The organism is Oculatella sp. LEGE 06141 (assembly GCF_015207605.1).
In the GTDB taxonomy this organism is placed as follows: domain Bacteria; phylum Cyanobacteriota; class Cyanobacteriia; order Elainellales; family Elainellaceae; genus Oculatella.
In genome coordinates, this window is sequence record NZ_JADEWO010000034.1 from 18,749 (window position 1) to 37,532 (window position 18,784).

At 50.5% G+C, this 18,784-nt stretch carries 16 protein-coding genes; 7 read left to right on the plus strand and 9 right to left on the minus strand.

Features of this window, described 5'->3' with window-relative positions; all coding sequences use genetic code 11:
- The first annotated feature begins 188 nt into the window (after positions 1-188).
- From IQ268_RS20530 to IQ268_RS20540, 3 genes are all read left to right on the plus strand, one after another.
- A complete protein-coding gene (locus IQ268_RS20530) occupies positions 189-1,361 on the plus strand; it encodes a GNAT family protein (RefSeq protein WP_193883211.1) in 1,173 nt (390 codons plus the stop codon).
- Positions 1,362-1,554: 193 nt separating this feature from the next.
- Entirely contained in the window at positions 1,555-2,661 is a 1,107-nt protein-coding gene (locus IQ268_RS20535) for an RRXRR domain-containing protein (RefSeq protein ID WP_193883214.1), read from the plus strand.
- Positions 2,662-2,718: 57 nt separating this feature from the next.
- Positions 2,719-3,672, plus strand: a complete 954-nt coding sequence (locus tag IQ268_RS20540) for an NAD-dependent epimerase/dehydratase family protein (protein ID WP_193883216.1) — start codon at positions 2,719-2,721, stop codon at positions 3,670-3,672.
- 52 nt (positions 3,673-3,724) lie between these two features.
- Here the strand turns inward: IQ268_RS20540 and IQ268_RS20545 are convergent, their stop codons facing one another.
- The 9 genes from IQ268_RS20545 to IQ268_RS20585 form a co-directional block, all read right to left on the minus strand.
- Complete coding sequence (locus IQ268_RS20545) at positions 3,725-4,501, minus strand: ABC transporter ATP-binding protein (RefSeq protein WP_228035571.1); 777 nt, start codon at positions 4,499-4,501, stop codon at positions 3,725-3,727.
- A gap of 211 nt (positions 4,502-4,712) precedes the next feature.
- Positions 4,713-5,978, minus strand: coding sequence for an FtsX-like permease family protein (locus IQ268_RS20550; RefSeq protein WP_193883294.1), 1,266 nt, complete (start codon positions 5,976-5,978; stop codon positions 4,713-4,715).
- A gap of 304 nt (positions 5,979-6,282) precedes the next feature.
- Complete coding sequence (locus IQ268_RS20555; RefSeq protein WP_228035573.1) at positions 6,283-7,827, minus strand: mercuric reductase; 1,545 nt, start codon at positions 7,825-7,827, stop codon at positions 6,283-6,285.
- 83 nt (positions 7,828-7,910) lie between these two features.
- A complete protein-coding gene (locus IQ268_RS20560) occupies positions 7,911-8,654 on the minus strand; it encodes a TVP38/TMEM64 family protein (RefSeq protein ID WP_228035574.1) in 744 nt (247 codons plus the stop codon).
- Positions 8,655-8,747: 93 nt separating this feature from the next.
- Entirely contained in the window at positions 8,748-9,971 is a 1,224-nt protein-coding gene (locus tag IQ268_RS20565) for a 4-hydroxy-3-methylbut-2-enyl diphosphate reductase (protein ID WP_193883220.1), read from the minus strand.
- A gap of 91 nt (positions 9,972-10,062) precedes the next feature.
- Positions 10,063-10,821 (minus strand): SGNH/GDSL hydrolase family protein, encoded by a 759-nt coding sequence (locus IQ268_RS20570; protein ID WP_193883296.1) that lies wholly within the window; start codon positions 10,819-10,821, stop codon positions 10,063-10,065.
- A 367-nt stretch (positions 10,822-11,188) separates the two neighbouring features.
- Complete coding sequence (locus IQ268_RS20575) at positions 11,189-12,718, minus strand: ammonium transporter (RefSeq protein ID WP_193883222.1); 1,530 nt, start codon at positions 12,716-12,718, stop codon at positions 11,189-11,191.
- Between the two features lie 866 nt (positions 12,719-13,584).
- Positions 13,585-13,950 carry a cupin domain-containing protein gene (locus IQ268_RS20580; protein ID WP_193883224.1) on the minus strand — a complete coding sequence of 122 codons (366 nt, stop codon included), beginning with the start codon at positions 13,948-13,950 and terminating at the stop codon, positions 13,585-13,587.
- A gap of 376 nt (positions 13,951-14,326) precedes the next feature.
- Positions 14,327-14,647 (minus strand): hypothetical protein, encoded by a 321-nt coding sequence (locus tag IQ268_RS20585; RefSeq protein ID WP_370584689.1) that lies wholly within the window; start codon positions 14,645-14,647, stop codon positions 14,327-14,329.
- A gap of 666 nt (positions 14,648-15,313) precedes the next feature.
- Between IQ268_RS20585 and IQ268_RS20590 the strand changes: the two genes are divergently transcribed.
- The 4 genes from IQ268_RS20590 (at position 15,314) to IQ268_RS20605 (ending at position 18,765) form a co-directional block, all read left to right on the plus strand.
- Positions 15,314-16,264: a DMT family transporter gene (locus tag IQ268_RS20590; protein ID WP_193883226.1), complete on the plus strand. Its 951-nt coding sequence runs from the start codon at positions 15,314-15,316 to the stop codon at positions 16,262-16,264.
- Between the two features lie 171 nt (positions 16,265-16,435).
- A complete protein-coding gene (locus tag IQ268_RS20595) occupies positions 16,436-17,071 on the plus strand; it encodes a peroxiredoxin (RefSeq protein ID WP_193883228.1) in 636 nt (211 codons plus the stop codon).
- A gap of 374 nt (positions 17,072-17,445) precedes the next feature.
- Entirely contained in the window at positions 17,446-18,429 is a 984-nt protein-coding gene (locus IQ268_RS20600; protein WP_193883230.1) for a cysteine synthase A, read from the plus strand.
- A gap of 30 nt (positions 18,430-18,459) precedes the next feature.
- Positions 18,460-18,765 (plus strand): (2Fe-2S) ferredoxin domain-containing protein, encoded by a 306-nt coding sequence (locus IQ268_RS20605; protein WP_193883233.1) that lies wholly within the window; start codon positions 18,460-18,462, stop codon positions 18,763-18,765.
- Positions 18,766-18,784: the final 19 nt, after the last annotated feature.

Genomic DNA, 18,784 nt, shown 5'->3' on the forward strand with positions numbered 1-18,784 from the left:
TACCATCGCAAACAACTAGAAACACTGGATAATGAACGTGACTCCAGAACGGGTGAGTCATCCACATAAGGAGTGCCCGGTCACGATGTGCTTCTAGGCAACGTCTATGGGTTACACCTACCCGGTACCCCATCAACCCGTTGGATTACGCACGTTCCATTACTGACATTGCATCAACACGCCTTGTTATGGTCACAGCCCCCACTCCAGCCACCGCATTCCAAATTCAGGTCGTTTCTACCCCCGCCGAACAGGAGATGTTCCTGAATGTCCCCAATCGGGTTTACGCTACCGATCCAAACTGGGTACCCCCCTTACGAAGCAGCATCGCCAAGCAACTTAGCCCAGAGAATCCTTTTTTGGAGTACGGCAAACTGCAACCGTTTATTGCCGTCACTCAAACCGCTAAAGGGTCAGAGGCCGTTGGACGAATTGTGGCAGCCGTTAACCAGCGCTTGATTGAGCGGGAAGGGCAATCGGTTGGGGTGTTCGGTTTTTTTGAATGCATTAACGATGGTGCGATCGCCCAGGCTCTATTACACGCAGCCTGCCAGTGGCTACGAGAGCAAGGCATGACAAAAATCCGTGGCCCTATTGATCTTTCCACCCACAACAATTGCTTGTTCCTGGTCGATGGCTTCGACTCACCGCCGATGATCATGATGCCATACAACCCGCCCTACTATCCGGCATTTATGGAGCAAGACGGCTGGCAGAAGGGGAGGGATGCCTATGCGTATCTCTTGAATCTTGAGCGCCCTTTACCGCCTCGATACGAGAAGGGATACCGCATCGCTTCCAAATCAGGCATCCACTTCCGTCCCCTGCATCTCAAAGGAGAAGCCTTTACTCAAGATGCACAAAATCTCTATTTTCTGTTCAACAAAGCCTTTGTCAACAACTACAGTTCCAGCCCTCGGACGCTAGAAGAATTTATGGAGGAGGGAAAGTCCTTGCAAAGCCTGGTCGATCCCGACATTTTCTGGATTGCCGAACACAACGGCGAAATGATTGGTTTCTTTATGGCGCTACCGGACTACAACATTGCCCTCAAGCATGTCAACGGCAAACTAAACTGGTTAGGCATTCTCAAGTTTCTGTGGTACCGCCGTCAGGTGAACCAGGCGCGTGTCATTGTGATTTGTGCCTTGCCAGAGTTCCGTCGCCAAATGGTGCCCCTGGCCTTGATTCACCTGGGCATGAGCGGCGGCACGCAGACTGGAAAAGCGTACAAACAGGCAGAACTAGGATACGTCTACGAAGATAACGAGCCATCTCGTAAGGTGATTGAAGCCACGGGAGCCACTATTTATAAAACCTATCGCATCTACGAAAAAGCGCTGTCACTGACCCCGCAATGAATTGACGGGGCTTGCAAGAAGTAAGACTTGCGTAGTAGTGACTACCACATCGAGACTCAGCATGGCACAGACTTCCGAACGCTTCTCTAATTCGGATTCTCTCTAAGCCTTCTTACTCAAAGCGTTGCATCATGGCAAGACATCTTTGCTGAGTTGTGGGAAGAGACGTAAACAGAAATTGGGTTATACCAAAATGCGAATTCCTGTAGTTGATCCAGACCATAAACCACGGATGCCCACTACACCAGCAAGAGCTAGGAAGTGGATTGCATCTGGCAAAGCTGTCAAACGATGGTCTGATAGTGGTCAGTTCTATGTTCAACTGACGGTTCAACCATCAGGTTATGACACACAAGATGTCGTAATTGGCATCGATCCAGGTAAGCTCTACTCTGGCATTGCGGTGCAATCTGCTAACTTCACCCTATACATGGCTCATCTTGTTTTGCCATTCAAAACAGTGCGCGATAGGATGGACAATCGCCGCTTGATGCGCCGAGGTCGAAGAGGACGCAGGATTGAGCGCAAAGTGCCGTTTCCCCAACGTGCCCACCGTCAAAAACGATTTTCTAATCGACGGCAAGGCAAGCTTGCTCCATCAATACGAGCGAATCGTCAACTTGAACTGCGGATTGTTTCTGAACTGTGCCAGGTTTACCCTGTCTCTGAGATTCGATACGAATACCTCAGAGCCGATGTTGACTTAACCAGTGGGCGCAAAAAAGCACGTTCCGGAAAAGGCTTCAGTGCCGTAATGGTAGGTCAGGTCTGGATGCTAACACAGTTAGAACAGTTTGCACCTGTTGCCAAGATTGAAGGTTATCAAACTGCTTCAACTCGTAAGCATTTAGGGTTGATCAAGTCAAAAGACAAGGCAGAGCGAACACCCTATAGCCATGCAATTGATGGCGTAGCGATTGCAGCAAGCCACTTTATTGAATATCGCAAATATTACATCAAGACTGGGTATGGTGCTGGCTGGTTTGGCTGCATCAACGTTACGGCATCAACGTTCTTTGTAATTCGCAGACCTCCTTATTCGCGCAGACAGCTTCATCTAATGGTGCCTGCAAAAGGTGGAGTACGACGAAAATATGGCGGTTTGACAACTCGTCACGGCTTCCGCAAAGGTGATTTGGTCAACTCGCCTAAAGGTGTCGGTTATGTCTCAGGCGACACGGACAAGCAAGTTTCTGTATCTGATCCCCATTGGAAACGGTTAGCTCAGATAACAGCTAGCAAAGTTACGTTGATCCGACGTTCTAATGGTTTGCTTGTCACGGCAGTTAAAACTGCCTGAATCGTTTTCCTCCCTGCTCTAAAGAGACAGGGTTTCCAAACTTACCAAGAAGATTTTATGAGAGCACTCGTAACCGGAGCCAACGGATTTACCGGATCGCATTTGGTAAAAGCGTTGGAACACCGTGGAGATACCGTTATAGGATTTGTGCGCCAGTCGAGCAACTTGTCGCGGCTGGCGGGTTGTACTGTTCCACTGGTATACGGCGATATTAGCGATCGCGCTGCTCTGGAAACAGCAATGCAGGGCATTGATACCGTTTTTCATACAGCGGCCTATGTCGAACTGGGGGTCGTCGATGCAGCCAAGATGGAACGGGTCAATGTAGAAGGCACTCGTGCTGTGCTGGATGCGGCCAGGGCATCGGGCTGTAAACTGGTCTATTGCAGCACAATTGGGGTGTTTGGCGATACTCAAGGCCGCGTCATCGACGAAACCTTTCAGCGCACACAGACCGATTTTTCGTCCGCCTACGATCGCACCAAATATCAGGCACAACAGTTGGTCGATCGCTACGCCGCAGACGGGCTGCCCGCCGTTAGTTTAATGCCCTCCGGCATCTTTGGTGCAGACGATCCACATTTTGGCCCAGTGCTCGATACCTTCTTCAACGGCAAGCTAAAAGTGTGGGCTGGGGGCGATCGCATCACCGGAATTGTCCATGTCGATGATTTAGTAGACGCTATGCTGCTAGCGGCCGACCAGGGAAAACCGGGAAGCTATTACATCATCTCAACCGGAGAAATGACCACACGCGAGATGTTTCAGTTTTTAGGACAAGAAGCAGGAATCCCCGTTCCGGCTGAAGTGCCCGAGGGAATCGTCCGCTTTGTCGGTACGGTACTCGACCCCATAGGTCGGCTGTTTTCCTGGCAACCGCCGCTGAGCCGGGAGCGGGTGCATTATTTGTACGATCGCTGCGTTCGCGTTGATGCCACCAAAGCACGACAGGAACTCGGCTGGCAACCGCGATCGGTTCAAGAAACCCTGCGCGACCTGCTCAAGCGATAGCGCTACCAACCGGGGCACAGGTTGAACCTGCGCCCTCAAAGCATCGGGTTTGCTATCGCTTCAATTTGCCATCTTCCAGATAGGCAACGCGATCGGCCACATCAATAATGCGCGGGTCGTGGGTCACCATGAGCACCGTCCGACCACCTTCCTTCGCCAACTGTCGCAGCAGGGCAATCACCTCATGCCCGCTTTGAGAGTCCAGTGCCGCCGTTGGCTCATCTGCCATGATTAGCTGTGGGCTTCCGGCTAACGCACGGGCGATCGCCACCCGTTGCTTTTGCCCACCCGACAAGTCATGGGGTTTGTTGTTAATCTTCTGGCCTAAGCCCACCTGTTCCAGCAGTTCTCTTGCTTCTTTGCGAGCCGCTCGCTGCTTGAAACCCTTTAGTTTAAGCACCAATTCAACATTTTCAGCGGCGGTTAGGGCTGAGAACAGATTAAATTCTTGAAAGATAAAACCAATGTTGTGCAAGCGAAAGCGCGATAGTTCAGAGCGAGACAGGTCGGTAATTTCCCTGTCCAAGATCTGCACACTTCCTTTAGTCGGTGTTAGAATGCCACCCAAGATCGATAATAGGGTGGTCTTACCAGATCCCGACGGCCCCATCAAAAGTTGGACGTCGCCGCTATAGATGTCCAAATCTACTGAACTCAACGCGTGAAAGCGCTGGCTTCCAGACTGAAATACCATCTCCACGCCTTTAGTCACGATCGCCTTCGTCTTGGGTGATTTGAGATCAGAGGACTCAAATGCGCCTGAACTAGCGGAGGTCGGGTGATGTGCTGCCTTTGCGAGCATATTAACTTTAATTTGAGAAGCAGTCATGCGGTTTAAGAACTTAAGTACAGCAGATTTGGCGAGAAGAAAACAATAAAAACAAGATTTAGGTAGCTACGCAATCCAGTGGGTGAGATTCGGACTGGAAGAGCGGCTTCATCATAAATACACTACTTCCATATATCTCTAGTGTAGGCAGAGCTACGAATGCCCCTCGGTCACTCACGACACCGATTCTCCATGCAGCACTATCAAAGAGCTATGCCTTGAATACAATGGCTGGATCAACATGAGTCACCTTTTGAATAGCAAAGATGGCAGAACCCACACACATGCCGACGGTGATAGCGAAGATTCCAGCAGCAGAAATGGGCGTGATGAGAATCATGATGCCCTGCGTTGCAAATGTCCATGTTCCTAGTCCTAAACACAGCCCAATACTGGGGATATAGCCCAAGATCGCCATCCAGAGAGCCTGCTCGATAATGACGCGATAGATGATCCAGTCGGAAGCACCCATCGCCTTGAGCGTGCCAAATTCTTTGATGTTGTCAGAAACAGACGAGTACAGGATTTGACCCACAATGACCACGCCGACAATGATACCGACGGTTGCGCCCAATCCTAAAACGAATCCAATTCCGGTGCGTCTTTGCCAGTAATCGCGTGTGATGTTGGCCATCTCTGCGCGAGTGTACGTGTGATTGTTTGGAAATTGGTCGTTGAGCCGTCGCTGAAGGTTTGTTACATCTTGACCTGCCTCTGCTTTTACCAAAACATAGGCGATCGGATCGTTGGCATTAAGCGGCTGTGGCTCAGAAATCGCAGGTGCGTTTGGTGCTGCCTGATTCGGTGAAGCCTGCAATCGCTCATATACGGTGGTGCAATCTACTCCACCCTGTGCCTGCGTCCGGCAACGAACGGTAGAAGTAAGCCCTGCGGTGGCGTACGCTTTTGTGTTCTCTAATGAGGTGAAAACAAAGGCACTAGAGGCGATCGACTGTGTGCCCTTCGTTAAGCCAACTAACCGAGCCGGAGCCGCACCAATATTCGCCTGTTCTCCCACCTGGTCGAATCCGAGCGACTTCAGGTTGGCCTCGTCAACGATGAGGCTGTACGGCTGACGAATATCAGCCTGGCTTCCCTGCGTCACGTTCCACAACCGAAATAGCTGCCCCGCCGGGTCGTAGCCAATGATACGGACGCTGGCAATATCTCCAGATGGGCTAATCCACCGACCGCTCTGAATGGCTAACGCTTCCGCCCGTGCTACCCCTTCGACCTGTTGCGCCTGGGTGACACGCTCTGCCGGGATGGGTTGTGTCAACTCCAGGTTTTCCATTTCTCTAGCTGCCATCCACAGGTCAGCCGTTGAGTTTTCAATCAGCAGCACCGTTGAGCGAGTGAACCCGTTGAGGATGCCAGTCTGAATGGTGACCAGACTGACTGCGAACATGATCCCAGCCTGAGCCACCAGAAATCGCGGAATATCTTCAAACAGGTTCTTACGGGCGATCGAAACCATAGCAAACCAACTCAATGGTACTCGGAATGATGAATGGAATCTTCTTTTAACCTACCGCGAGAGAGGTAGGCACGCTTCCTCTGTGGGGACTACCCAGTTGGGTGAGTCCTTCGACCCATAGCATTGAGTTTTAGCATTGAGTTTCAGACGTTAAAGCTCTCATCATGGCGGACACCCTGCAAATCATAAATAGTCATTTCAATCTACGTGTCCAGCCTGATGAATAACCGAATTATTGTGCCAGTGACACAACTGGGTGGAGACATGAAGCGGTTTACGGCTGTCCTTTGCTAGTAGCCGTCGCTTACGATAATTTGGTCAGCACGCCTAAGATCGTTTTACTGGTCGGCGTTAACAGCGTCCGCCGATACGCATCGGCTGCTTTTTTGATGGCCTCAGCCTGAGTGGGGTAGGGATGAATCACGCTAGCAAGTTTGCCAAGACCCACACCCGCTACGATCGCTGTTGTGATCTCGCTAATCATCTCCCCAGCATGGCGAGCCACAATGGTAGCTCCTACGATAGTGTCGGTTCCTTTTTTGTGGTGGATTTTAACGAAACCGTCTTCTTCCCCGTCTGCGATCGCCCGATCAACCTGGCTGAAGGGAATGTTGATCGTGCCGATCTCAATGCCTTGCTGCTGTGCTTCATGCTCATACAGCCCAACATGTGCCACTTCGGGATCGGTGTAGGTAGTCCACGGCATCACCAAATCGCTGAGTTTGGAGCGCCCAATGCCAAAGGGAGCGAATAAGGCGTTCTTGATCACGATCCGAGCGGCAGCATCCGCCGCATGGGTAAACTTCCAATCCAGACAAACATCGCCTGCGGCAAAAATTTTAGGATGGGTCGTTTGCAGATAATCATTCACCTGTATGCCGTGTTGGTCGTAAGCCACTCCAACCGCTTCCAGATTCAAGCCGTTCACATTGGGAGTGCGGCCTGCTCCTACCAGAATTTCGTCAACAGTGATCGCCTCTTCTTTGCCCTCACAAACCACATGAATTGTTTTGCCCTCTGTGGTCGTTTCAACTCGCTGTAGCTCGCAGCCCAACAGGAGGCGAATGCCGTCCTTGAGTAAGGACTGTTGCACGATGCCTGCCGCATCCGCATCTTCTTTAGTGAGCAAGCGCTGCTCTCGGTGGCATAATGTTACCTCACAGCCTAAACGACGAAAGGCTTGCGCCATTTCGCAACCAATAGGGCCGCCGCCGATCACAGCAAAGCGGTTAGGGCGCTCGGTTAAGTTAAACACCGTTTCATTGGTGAGGTAGCCTGCGGCTTCAAGACCAGCGATCGCCGGTTGAACGGCTCTTGCTCCTGTGGCAATCACCGCTTTCTTAAACCGCAACGTCGTACCATCAACATCGATTGTGTTGCCGCCAGCAAACCGCGCATTGCCCAAAAAGACATCTATGCCAAGCGACCGGAAGCGCTCTGCCGAGTCGTGATGGCTGATCCCAGCCCGAATCCGGCGCATTCGAGCCATCACTGCCGCAAAATCAACGGCGACCGTGTCAGGTGGTTCAACGCCAAACGGTCTGGCATGACGGATATCAGCAACGAGTCGCGATGAGCGAATGATGCACTTTGACGGCACACATCCCACGTTTAAGCAATCGCCACCCATGAGGTAGCGTTCTACCAGAGCCACCTTTAGCCCCAACCCCAGCCCTGCGGCTCCCGCTGCTACTACCAGCCCTGCCGTTCCTGCCCCAATCACCACCAGGTCGTAGCTGGTTTGAGGTGAGGGATTGACCCAATCAGACGGATGAACCTGTGACACCAGTTGTTGGTTGTAGGCATCCATCGGTGGAACAACAACAGGCGAAACGGTGGGCTGAGACATCGATCGCTCCTTTAAGCAAACGCTGAATTAAGCAACGCTGAACACTGAACAATACTCTGTTAACCCGTTTGGCTTGTGACCCATTAAGCGGTTGGATCTTCGGATGCTGCATCCCCAACCACCGATTCGAGAGCGTTGCGCGCGATGCGAGTAACATAAACCGTGACCGCCACGGTTGCAACCAACCCAATCAGTCGCATTGTCCATTCCAACACTGGATTAACTGGCGGTCGAGACGTTCCAAGCATGGCAAGGTTGCCCGCCAGCGACCCAACATAAACGAACAGAAGCGTACCCGGAATCATGCCAATGCAGCCCAAGCAGTAATCCTTCAGCGAAACAGCGGTGATGCCAAAGGCATAGTTTAAGAAGTTGAAGGGAAACAGAGGAGATAGGCGAGTGAGCAGCACAATTTTGAACCCTTCTCGTCCAACGGCTTCGTCGATCGCCTGAAATCGTTTGTGGTTAGCAAGTTTGACAGCAACCCATCCCCGCACCAGATACCGCCCGACCAAAAATGCCAGAGTGGCTCCTAGAGTGGCTCCAACAAACACGTAGATCGTCCCTACAAATACACCAAACACCGCCCCGGCTCCCAGGGTTAGCACCGAACCAGGCAGGAAAGCCACGGTAGCGACCATATAGAGCAGAATGAATACGATCGCCCCAATTGCACCCAAATCTTGCACCCATAGCAACCGATGGCGCAGCCATTCTTGAGGGTGGAACGCGGTCATGGGTGTGCCATCCTGTGCCCAGGCTGGAGCCGTAGCGACTAGCCACAACGCCACCGCGAAACAGAGTCCTTTCACTGCCTGCTTTATCATTCTGTTACCAGCGCAGGAGATACAGACTTGGGTTGTCATGGTTGATGTTACTCGGCTAAAGAGGCGATCGGATGAACCACCAACACGGGTACGTTAAACAGCACCCTTTAGCTCGAAGATGGTCTCGATCACCCGTTCAACGACGCGATCGGGAGTTGAGGCTCCTGAGGTAATACCCACCACAATGGCACCATCGGGCAACCACGGTTCCATCACTTCTAACGCCTGGTGCAACGGCTTATGCTCTACCCGATTTCCGGGGCCAATGCGTTCAGGGCTATCGATGTGGTAGGAGGGAATGTTGTAATCGATCGCAATCTCTTGCAGATGGGTGGTGTTAGACGAGTTATAGCCACCGATCACCACCATCAAGTCTAGATGCTGTTTCACCAGGTCAAACATGGCATCCTGGCGCTCTTGCGTCGCATCGCAAATGGTGTTGAAGCTGAGGAAATGCTGATTAAGAGCCGCTGGCCCATACTTCTTCATCATGGTGTGTTCAAACAGCTTGCCGATCTGTTCTGTTTCACCTTTGAGCATGGTGGTCTGGTTGGCAATTCCTACCCGTTCCAGGTCGCGGTCGGGATCAAACCCCGCCGAACAGGCAAGGCTAAATTTTGCCATGAACTCATCTCGACGCTGACGCTGTTCGGCGGCAGAACCACCTTCACGCAAAATGTAATCGCAGACGTACTGCGCCTCGGCCAGGTTCAGCACGATGAGATAAGTATCGGCAAACGAACTGGTGGCGATCGTCTCTTCGTGCTTATATTTACCGTGAATGATTGAGGTATAGCTGCCTTTTTTGTGCTTCTCAACCGTGTTCCAAACTTTAGACACCCAGGGGCAGGTCGTGTCAACAATCGTGCAGTCTTTGTCGTTCAGGAGCTGCATTTCTTGCACGCTGGCACCAAAGGCAGGCAAAATAACCACGTCGCCAGAGTCCACCACAGAGAAGTCTTTTTGCTCTGCATCCACCGGAATAAACCCAACCTGCATCTCGCGTAGCTGCTGGTTAACCGAAGGATTATGAATAATTTCGTTTGTGATCCAGATCCGTTCAGTCGGGAAGTGCTGACGGGTTTCGTAGGCCATCGCCACCGCTCGTTCTACGCCCCAACAAAACCCAAAGGCTTCTGCTAAGCGAATTGTAACGTCACCACGCTGAAGCACATAGTTGTTGTCACGAATTTGCTGAATCAGGCTGCTTTTATACTCAGAATCCATCAGTCCAGAGACAACGGCTTCGTGCCCAAACCCCTTACGATGATAATTTTGAGAGCTGTTGAGCGATCGCTTAAAGGCTTTCGTATCCATGCCTCATCCTAATCTGGTGAATCTTACCTTCAGACTATCAAAATCAGACCCGCAAAACATGCCGAGCCAGCATGCGGATTGAAATCAATGTCTATTCCTCGGCTTCTGCGTCTAGCGCCATCTGGCTGTACATTTGCAGCGCAGTCCGCCAGACGACATAGCCTTGTGGACTTAGATGTAACCCATCGGTGCTAAAGTCCATCTGCATATTGCCGTTATCGTCTGCAAACAAGCCATAAAGATCGAGATAGTAGACCGACTCTTCCGCCGCCATCGCTTCTAAATCTTGGTTAAGAGCGCGAATTTTACGGTTAGGAATCGCCAACAGCCGCTCTCGCCCTTCCCAGGTAGCCTGTTCTGCCGCATGGGGCAAAATAGACTGCACCACAATGTGCGATCGGCGGTGGAAGGCTTTGAGATGGCGAATAATTTGCCGCTGGTTCTCTAGAATGTCTTCATCGGGTACACCCCGAATCAAATCATTAATACCAATCATCACAAAGATGGCATCGGGTCTGGTGTCATCAAACAGCTCGAGCCGATGCAACAGACCTGCCGACGTTTCACCTGAGATGCCTTGATTCAGCCAGGTATAACCTTTGGGCAACATGTCATAGGGAAACCAAAGGCTGATCGAGTCTCCTGCTAACACCGTCAGATGCTCGGGCTGCTGCTCGGCGATCGCTTTCGCCTCTTGCTTGAGCAAATCCACCCACTGGTCATAACTGAGTTGATGACGAGGCCCGATCGCTGAGATGGCTACCGATGAGGCAGCAACATCAGAGACAGCCGCCTGCGTTGCCAGTGCCGAATCGGGCGGGGTAACGGCCAGATTGTCGTGCCGTAACATCACCAGCAGCAAAGATAGCAAAAAACAGTTAGCTGTTAAGGAAACTAAGATCCAGGTAGGTAGAGACCACAGATAGGTGGTCGGGATGTTGATTTTAAGGAAGTTAGGCGTAACTCTGAGACGGCGATCGCCCATTTCAGTTACCGAACACTTGTGTTTCCATCTGTCAGAAACATAGTCTAGCAAAGGGGAGGCTGTGACCAAACCTTTTCGTAGATTGAATCAAAAAATACAAGAAGCCAGTGAACTTCACTGGCTTCCATAACAGATCCTTATAGGCTAGACCCAGAGATTCTCAAAAGCGATGTAGTCAATATCACACCGCCTCAACTAGTTCTCCCGGAGACAAAGCAGTAGGCCACTCCAACTAGAGGTTACCTGCTACACCAGTAGAGCTGCTGCCTGGAACACCAGTGGGGCTACCAGCAACACCGCTCGTGTCTTTCAAGAAACCGCTGTAGGCTTCCATGCCGTGCTCACCAATGTCTAGACCAATCAGCTCTTCTTCTTCAGTCACTCGGAGGCCAAAGGCGGCCTTGAGACCATACCAGAAGATGGTGCTTAGAACGACGGTGAATAAGCCAACCGTGAGAATTCCGAGGATTTGGGCAATGAGCTGAGTAACGCCACCGCCATAGAATAGGCCAGATTCTTGGTTGAACAAACCAACCGCCAGCGTTCCCCAAATCCCGCAGACCAGGTGAACCGACGTTGCACCAACCGGGTCATCAATGCGGATGCTGTCAAAGAACAGAACAGAAAAGACAACGATGACACCAGCAATCAGGCCGATGATGACGGCACCCAGGTAAGAGACCCCAGCACAACCAGCCGTAATTCCTACCAGACCAGCCAAAATTCCGTTGATAATCATGGACAGGTCGGGCTTGCCAGAAATAATCCAGGCTGTAATCGTTGCAGCAATTCCACCTGCTGCTGCTGCGAGGTTGGTTGTCACAGCAATATAAGGAACAGCTGCATCTGCCGCCAACTCCGAGCCAGGGTTGAAGCCAAACCAGCCGATCCAGAGAATGAGACACCCCAGGGTGGCAATGCTCATGTTGTGTCCTGGAATCGCGTTCGTTTGACCATCCTGATATTTGCCGATCCGAGGGCCAAGGATGGCGGCACCCATCAGCGCTGACCACCCACCAACGGAGTGAACCACAGTAGAACCAGCAAAGTCGCTAAAAGCAGCACCGCCGAGGAATCCGATTTCGGACAGCATCCCGCCGCCCCAAACCCAATGTGCAGAAATAGGATAAGCAATTCCTGTGAGCAGGAGACTGAAAATAAGGAAGTCGATGAATTTGATTCGCTCTGCAACGGCACCAGAAACGATGGTTGCGGCGGTACCTGCAAAAGCAGCCTGGAACAGGAAGAATACAGGAATGGTCAGCGTGCTTTCGCCTAAACCATAGGTTGCAGGATCAGTGCTGCTGAGGAACCAGCCACCGCCACCGACAAAACCATTGCCCTGACCAAACATGAGCGAGAATCCGATCGCCCAAAAAGCGAGCGTAGCTAGGGCGAACACAATTAAGTTCTTGGCAAGGATGTTGACCGCATTCTTCTGACGACAGAAGCCAGCTTCTAACATGGCGAAGCCCGCATTCATGAAGATGACGAGAATAGTGGCAACTAAAATCCAAATGTTGTCTAGAACAGCTTGGGTATCAAGCTCTGGAGCTGCTTCTTGTGCCGAAGCAGCTAAACTCCAAGCTCCGACAATCATGACTGCCAGGGGAACACACGCTAACCAGCCACCAGAAAAGCTTGGAAAAACAGTCTTTACCCGTCGAAAGGCTGCTGTGATATTGGGTAAGTAGGCTGAACCCATCGAAGGCGATCGCCTACGCTTACTTCTCTTTTTCTTGAGCACTAGTTTGGACATCATCACTGGACGTTCCTTGAACGAATGAAGCTAATCACAACAGCTCAGCGATCAAACGTCGCATAGAGCTGTACGGTTATGTGGATATTTAGGAGGAGCAATCAAGACGATGGAGTCAACCTCACTTAGGGAAGTTGATGATAAGCGCCTATCTGTATTTCCAGCAATTTTACTCATACCTTAGAAGGCTTAGTTAAGCAATCGGGAAGTAGATGCCGAATAGTGTGAGTAAGAAAGGGAACATGAAGATTGCACCAATTCTGAGGTTGGTAATTCTGTATCTTAGAATACAATCAGGCATTCCCATACCCTAGAAGAGGCAAAATTCCTAGCTCCTGAGAGCTTTTACATCCCCTCAAATCGGGACATCCTTCCGTTACTAAACTTTAAAGAATTAACCAAAAAGGAACGACCCCAGGATTTCAAGGCTGTCGCGTCTGTCGGAAATCAGTGGTTGAGTAGCACTGAGTTATTTCTTCAACCAGAGCACCTGTCAAAAGCTCATCATGATGGAAAAGATTGCAACCATTTGAGAGAATATTTGAAGTTAAGGGGATGTTTGAAAAGTTATCAAATGTCTCCTGTAAGGGCGTAATAGTTGGCAAATAGCCCCAAGAGATTGCCCATAGCCCAACACCCGCAGGAGCTGCTACGCTTCTATGGGTATCGAGCTACAAATTAGACCTTTAACGCATCCTCTTAGACCTGGATTCCCTTTGTCTTCTTGCAAGGAAATGGAATTGAGTTCTGAAGCTTAAGTGACCGTTGAAAAGGGAAATTCAGAGGGAACAACCTGTTATTTAGAAATCAGCTCTCAAACGGAGTTCTCAGTTTCTAACTATCAGTTTTAGAGACAGCTTTGTCGCTACTTACGAGCTGTAAACCGTTTCATCTTCCTTGCGCCAGGCTGGATCAACCATACAAATAAATATCAGCGGTTCTGAACCACAGTTATGAATAAACTGCTTTGCCTCTGGCGGTATATAAATAGCGTCTCCTGCTTCAACTCGCTGCATTTCATCATCAATATGCATATCGCCCATGCCGCTCAAGATGTAATAAACTTCGGATGTTTTCAGAGAATGAACGATCGAGGTTTGTCCAACCGGAACAATGGCATGGGCAAGGCTATAGCGTAGCGCTAGCGGCTGTTTTTCTGGATGAAGCAGTTCGCGCAGTAGGGTTCCGTCGCCGGCAACAAATTCTTCACAGTCGTTTAGCTTACGAATCAGCATGAGCGTGAAGCGCACAAATTCAATGAGACGATTTTACGGTATATCCGCAGTTATGAGAATACAACTCTTACCCATTTAAGCGGATGTTTGCAGAGTATCAAATGTGCTGTATTTCCCCCTAAATTCTCCAACATTGGGGAACGTCCGAACCGATTCTGTTTCAGAGTCCTTCAGAATTGCGTAGGTGGGGTTTAGCACCTGCGGAAAGCCAGGAAAGAGGGGGGTTTGAGTGGCAATCGGTACTTTTAAAGCATCCGCCAGGGGCTACTAGCACGGCTCCGCCAATTAACAGCAACAGCATGAAGGTTAACCCTTGTTTGGGGACACTGCGATCGCCATCAAAAGCAGCGTTTCAGCATCAAACAAGCGGTTTAGATCAGGTAAATGAATCCATCTGTCTAGACACGCTATACCCCGGTGCGGATTGATAATCTAAACAGCCGATCGCCTCTTCAGATAACGCTTTCATCGGATGGACAGGGCATTTTAGATGATAGTCTCGCGTGAAATATTGACAGCCAGCGCAGGGAATTGAGTGCATTTGTTTCGCCTTCGCCAAACCATCTCGAACCGCAGACCAAACACTCCACAATGCTGTTAGCACCAGTGTCCATGCTACGAGAAAACAGAGGGGCACTAAGACAGGCTGAATCAACTGGATACACCAGTAGAGCGCACGAAAAAAAGCTGATATCACAATAATAATTCTCGTTGGCGTTAGCGATCTAAACCAACCACGATAGTAGAATTTATCCAGACTAATTTCGTTTCTTTAAAGGTCATTGCAAAAATCAACCAAACGAAATACTCGATCGCCAGTGTTTATTTCTCTGCTCAACCGTTTTGAACTCAATCTGTCTTCCCCTGGTGAGGTGAATCAGTTGGGGGAGGTTTTGTTGGCGTGTTGATCGTAATGTAAAGCAAAACAGTCAACACTGAATTAATGGCAACAGTGACATGGTGCAGGTGGGCATTCTGCATTACATCCAAGAGGGTGACTGCAATGTAGCAAACCTGCTGCATTCGCCCCTTCACTCCCTCAATTCTGGAGGACTTCCGACCCCGTTCTGGTTAAGATCCCCGTTCGGCTGGGGGCGCAGGTCGAAAGCCCAAAATCGGGAGCATGGTGCTTGCGGCAAGCCAGCAAAGGGCACAATTTGGGTGACACTCAGCCCATTTAAAGCGTCCCCTCAAACAGAATTTTCGACTATACATTCAACCGCACCGCTCTAAACGTTGCCTTTTGAGGAGTTAGCAAAGTGGTGCAACATTATACCTTCTGCTGCTTCGGGGTTGGTTGAGTTAGCGATCGCTCCAATGCTTCAAACCAACCGTTGTTACACCGTTCGATTTCGAGGATCTAATGCCACTTCATCAAAGTTCTGGTCATTGGCGCTTGGGGTTAACCCTGGCCTTGGCAACAGCATCCTTATGGGGAGTGCTACCGATCGCCTTGAAGGTTGTGCTTCAAGCGGTGGATGTTTATACCGTCACCTGGTTCCGCTTCCTGGTATCGTTTGGCTTGTTAGCCATTTATCTGGTCGGTCGAGGACAGTTTCCAAGCTGGCAAAAGCTGCGATCGTCACGGTTAGATTTACTGGCGATCGCCACTCTTTGTCTGGCAGTCAACTATTTGTTTTACCTCAAAGGGTTAGACAACACCTCCCCCACCAATTCCCAGGTCATCATTCAGCTTGCCCCCGTATTTATGGGCTTGGGCGGACTCGCTATTTTTAGAGAGCGCTACACCGTGCCACAGTGGATCGGGTTAGGCGCAATGACAGCCGGAATGACCCTGTTCTTTAACGACCAACTGCAAGCCCTGGTAAACGCATCCACTCAATATTTAGTAGGGACTGGAATTTTGGTGCTGGCCGCCCTGTTTTGGGCAGTGTATGCACTGGCACAAAAACAATTGCTGCAACAACTCTCGTCAACGGCCATCATGCTGGTAATTTATGGCGGTAGCGCATTGCTGTTTAGCCCCTCTGCCTCTCCTCAGCAACTCCTGACCTTAACACCGTTGCAGTGGGGGATGCTGATCTTCAGCGGGTTTAACACCTTCTTAGCCTATGGCGCGTTTGCCGAAGCGCTCGATCACTGGGAAGCCTCGCGGGTAAGTGCCGTACTGGCTCTCACGCCTATCGTTACGTTGACATCGATCGTCGTGGTGTCGTCGGTGCTGCCAACCTTGCTGGCTCCAGAACAGATCACCCTCCTTGGCATTGCGGGGGCAGCTCTGGTGGTTTGCGGCTCATTGGCGATCTCGCTCGGCAAAAACCAGGCGATCGCACAAAGCAGCTTTCCCGAATAACCCCTCTCACCCTAAAATGCGAGAGTGCCTTATGAACAGATGCTTCAAGTCACGCTAGAATCGTAAAAAGATCTAAAGTCCGAGCGGAAAACCGGGGTTTTGTGGGATGATATCCCAGGTAATCCCCAGTTTTTGTACTCAAGAATACAGGAAGAATACAGGAAGCAAGCTATGGCACTTCAACTCGGCGATACAGTACCTAACTTTACTCAAAAGTCCAGCGACGGCGAAATCAACTTTTACGATTGGGCTGGTGACAGTTGGGTCATTTTGTTTTCTCACCCCGCAGACTATACCCCTGTGTGCACCACAGAACTGGGTGAAGTGGCAAAACTCAAGCCTGAATTTGACAAGCGGAATGCAAAGGCGATCGCGCTTAGCGTCGATGACGTGGACTCTCACAAAGGGTGGATTGGTGACATCGAAGAAACCCAAAGCACCTCGTTGAACTATCCCATCCTGGCCGACGACGACAAGCAAGTGTCTGATCTGTACGGCATGATTCACCCAAACGCCAACGCCAAAGTGACCGTTCGGTCTGTGTTTGTTATCGACCCCAACAAAAAACTGCGCCTAACACTCACCTATCCCCCCAGCACAGGTCGTAACTTTGACGAGATCTTGCGCGTGATCGACTCGTTGCAGTTAACCGACAACTATGGCGTAGCAACCCCCGCCAACTGGCAAGATGGAGAAGACGTTGTGGTTGTTCCGTCCATCCCAACGGAAGAAGCCAAGCAGAAGTTTCCGAAGGGAGTGACCGAAGTTAAGCCTTATCTGCGGATGACGCCTCAGCCCAACAAATAAGCAGGCTGTGACAGCTTCGTTTTCAGTCAGTTAGCCCCTCTTTCCGCAACCGAAAGAGGGGTTAGTTTTGGTTGAATATCCCTCTTTATGCTGTTCCAGGATGTTTGAAACGTTTAATTTGTAGCCCGATATGTGTACGTGGCATCCCTGGAGGCAAGCAAGCGACGGGCAATACGGCTGGATCTATTTCAAGGGCTACCTGCCGAATGCTACGCCCTGAGGCGATAATTCAACTGTTCAAGCAGCCTTTGACAGTTGAATTCTTTTGACAGAGACACCATCAGGTATTAGGACTCAGAATAAAGAAACAGTGCTTAAAAGAACCATACGAAGGTTCTAGAATTTGGGCAGGGAAAGAATGTAGGAAAGTCAGCATGGATATTAAAGATGGATTTGTGGGAACGGTTGGCAACACCCCGCTGATTCGGTTAAACAGCATCTGTGACGAAACGGGCTGCGAAATCTTGGGAAAAGCTGAGTTCCTCAATCCAGGAGGATCGGTGAAAGATCGGGCTGCCTTGTACATCATCAAAGAGGCCGAAGAAAAGGGCTTACTGAAGCCAGGTGGCACTGTGGTTGAAGGAACAGCCGGTAACACGGGGATTGGGCTGGCGCATATTTGCAACGCCAAAGGCTACAAGTGCCTCATTATCATTCCAGAGACCCAATCGCAGGAAAAAATGGACATGCTGCGAACATTGGGTGCCGAAGTTCGTCCAGTTCCGGCAGTTCCCTATCGTGATCCCAACAATTATGTGAAGCTGTCTGGCAGAATTGCTTCAGAATTAGACAACGCTATTTGGGCGAATCAGTTTGATAATTTGGCCAATCGGCAGGCTCACTACGAAACAACAGGACCCGAAATTTGGCAGCAGACGGGGGGCAAGGTAGATGCCTGGGTTGCCGCAACGGGTACTGGCGGAACGTATGCCGGGGTTGCCATGTTGCTGAAGGAGAAAAATCCTCAGGTGAAGTGCGTGGTGGCCGACCCCATGGGAAGCGGGCTGTATAGCTATATCAAGACGGGGGAAGTCAACATTACAGGCAACTCCATTACAGAAGGCATTGGTAATAGCCGCATTACAGCCAATATGGAGGGCGTTCCCATCGATGATGCCATTCAAGTTGAAGATCCAGAAGCCATTCGCTTAATTTATAAACTGCTCTACAAAGATGGGCTGTTTATGGGTGGATCGGTTGGTATCAATGTGGGTGCGGCTGTAGCGTTAGCCAAACAAATGGGGCCAGGGCATACGATCGTTACAGTGTTGTGTGATAGTGGCACCCGCTACCAGTCTCGTCTGTTCAATCAAGACTGGTTGGCAGAGAAAGGGCTGCTGCCCGCTGAAATGAAGTGATAAGCAAAGGGCGATCGCTCCTTAACGGTTGTGGAAAATGAGCAGTTAGCATCTGCCAAACAAGTCTTAATTTGCCAGAGCAAAACGTGCCGCAAAGGCGGCTCTGCCAGAGTGCTTGCGGCATTCGAAAAGTGTGCTGTAGCCGAAGCCGCGATTGAAGCAAGCGGCTGTTTAGGGCAGTGCGGTAACGGGCCGATGGTGCTGGTGTTGCCAGATGATGTCTGGTATTGCCGGGTTCAACCTGGCGAAGTACCAACAGTGGTGCAACAGCATCTCCAAAAAGATAGCCCCGTTCAGGCAATGCTCTATCGCAAGTTTCATCCGATGCGTCGCTAAAGAGCAGAAATGCCCACAG

Excerpts from the sequence above, each read along its gene's own strand:
- IQ268_RS20530 (WP_193883211.1), top strand. The coding sequence starts at position 189 with ATGGTCACAGCCCCCACTCCAGCCACCGCATTCCAAATTCAGGTCGTT.
- IQ268_RS20535 (WP_193883214.1), top strand. The coding sequence starts at position 1,555 with ATGCGAATTCCTGTAGTTGATCCAGACCATAAACCACGGATGCCCACT.
- IQ268_RS20540 (WP_193883216.1), top strand. The coding sequence starts at position 2,719 with ATGAGAGCACTCGTAACCGGAGCCAACGGATTTACCGGATCGCATTTG.
- IQ268_RS20545 (WP_228035571.1), bottom strand. The coding sequence starts at position 4,501 with ATGACTGCTTCTCAAATTAAAGTTAATATGCTCGCAAAGGCAGCACAT.
- IQ268_RS20550 (WP_193883294.1), bottom strand. The coding sequence starts at position 5,978 with ATGGTTTCGATCGCCCGTAAGAACCTGTTTGAAGATATTCCGCGATTT.
- IQ268_RS20555 (WP_228035573.1), bottom strand. The coding sequence starts at position 7,827 with ATGTCTCAGCCCACCGTTTCGCCTGTTGTTGTTCCACCGATGGATGCC.
- IQ268_RS20560 (WP_228035574.1), bottom strand. The coding sequence starts at position 8,654 with ATGATAAAGCAGGCAGTGAAAGGACTCTGTTTCGCGGTGGCGTTGTGG.
- IQ268_RS20565 (WP_193883220.1), bottom strand. The coding sequence starts at position 9,971 with ATGGATACGAAAGCCTTTAAGCGATCGCTCAACAGCTCTCAAAATTAT.
- IQ268_RS20570 (WP_193883296.1), bottom strand. The coding sequence starts at position 10,821 with ATGTTACGGCACGACAATCTGGCCGTTACCCCGCCCGATTCGGCACTG.
- IQ268_RS20575 (WP_193883222.1), bottom strand. The coding sequence starts at position 12,718 with ATGATGTCCAAACTAGTGCTCAAGAAAAAGAGAAGTAAGCGTAGGCGA.
- IQ268_RS20580 (WP_193883224.1), bottom strand. The coding sequence starts at position 13,950 with ATGCTGATTCGTAAGCTAAACGACTGTGAAGAATTTGTTGCCGGCGAC.
- IQ268_RS20590 (WP_193883226.1), top strand. The coding sequence starts at position 15,314 with ATGCCACTTCATCAAAGTTCTGGTCATTGGCGCTTGGGGTTAACCCTG.
- IQ268_RS20595 (WP_193883228.1), top strand. The coding sequence starts at position 16,436 with ATGGCACTTCAACTCGGCGATACAGTACCTAACTTTACTCAAAAGTCC.
- IQ268_RS20600 (WP_193883230.1), top strand. The coding sequence starts at position 17,446 with ATGGATATTAAAGATGGATTTGTGGGAACGGTTGGCAACACCCCGCTG.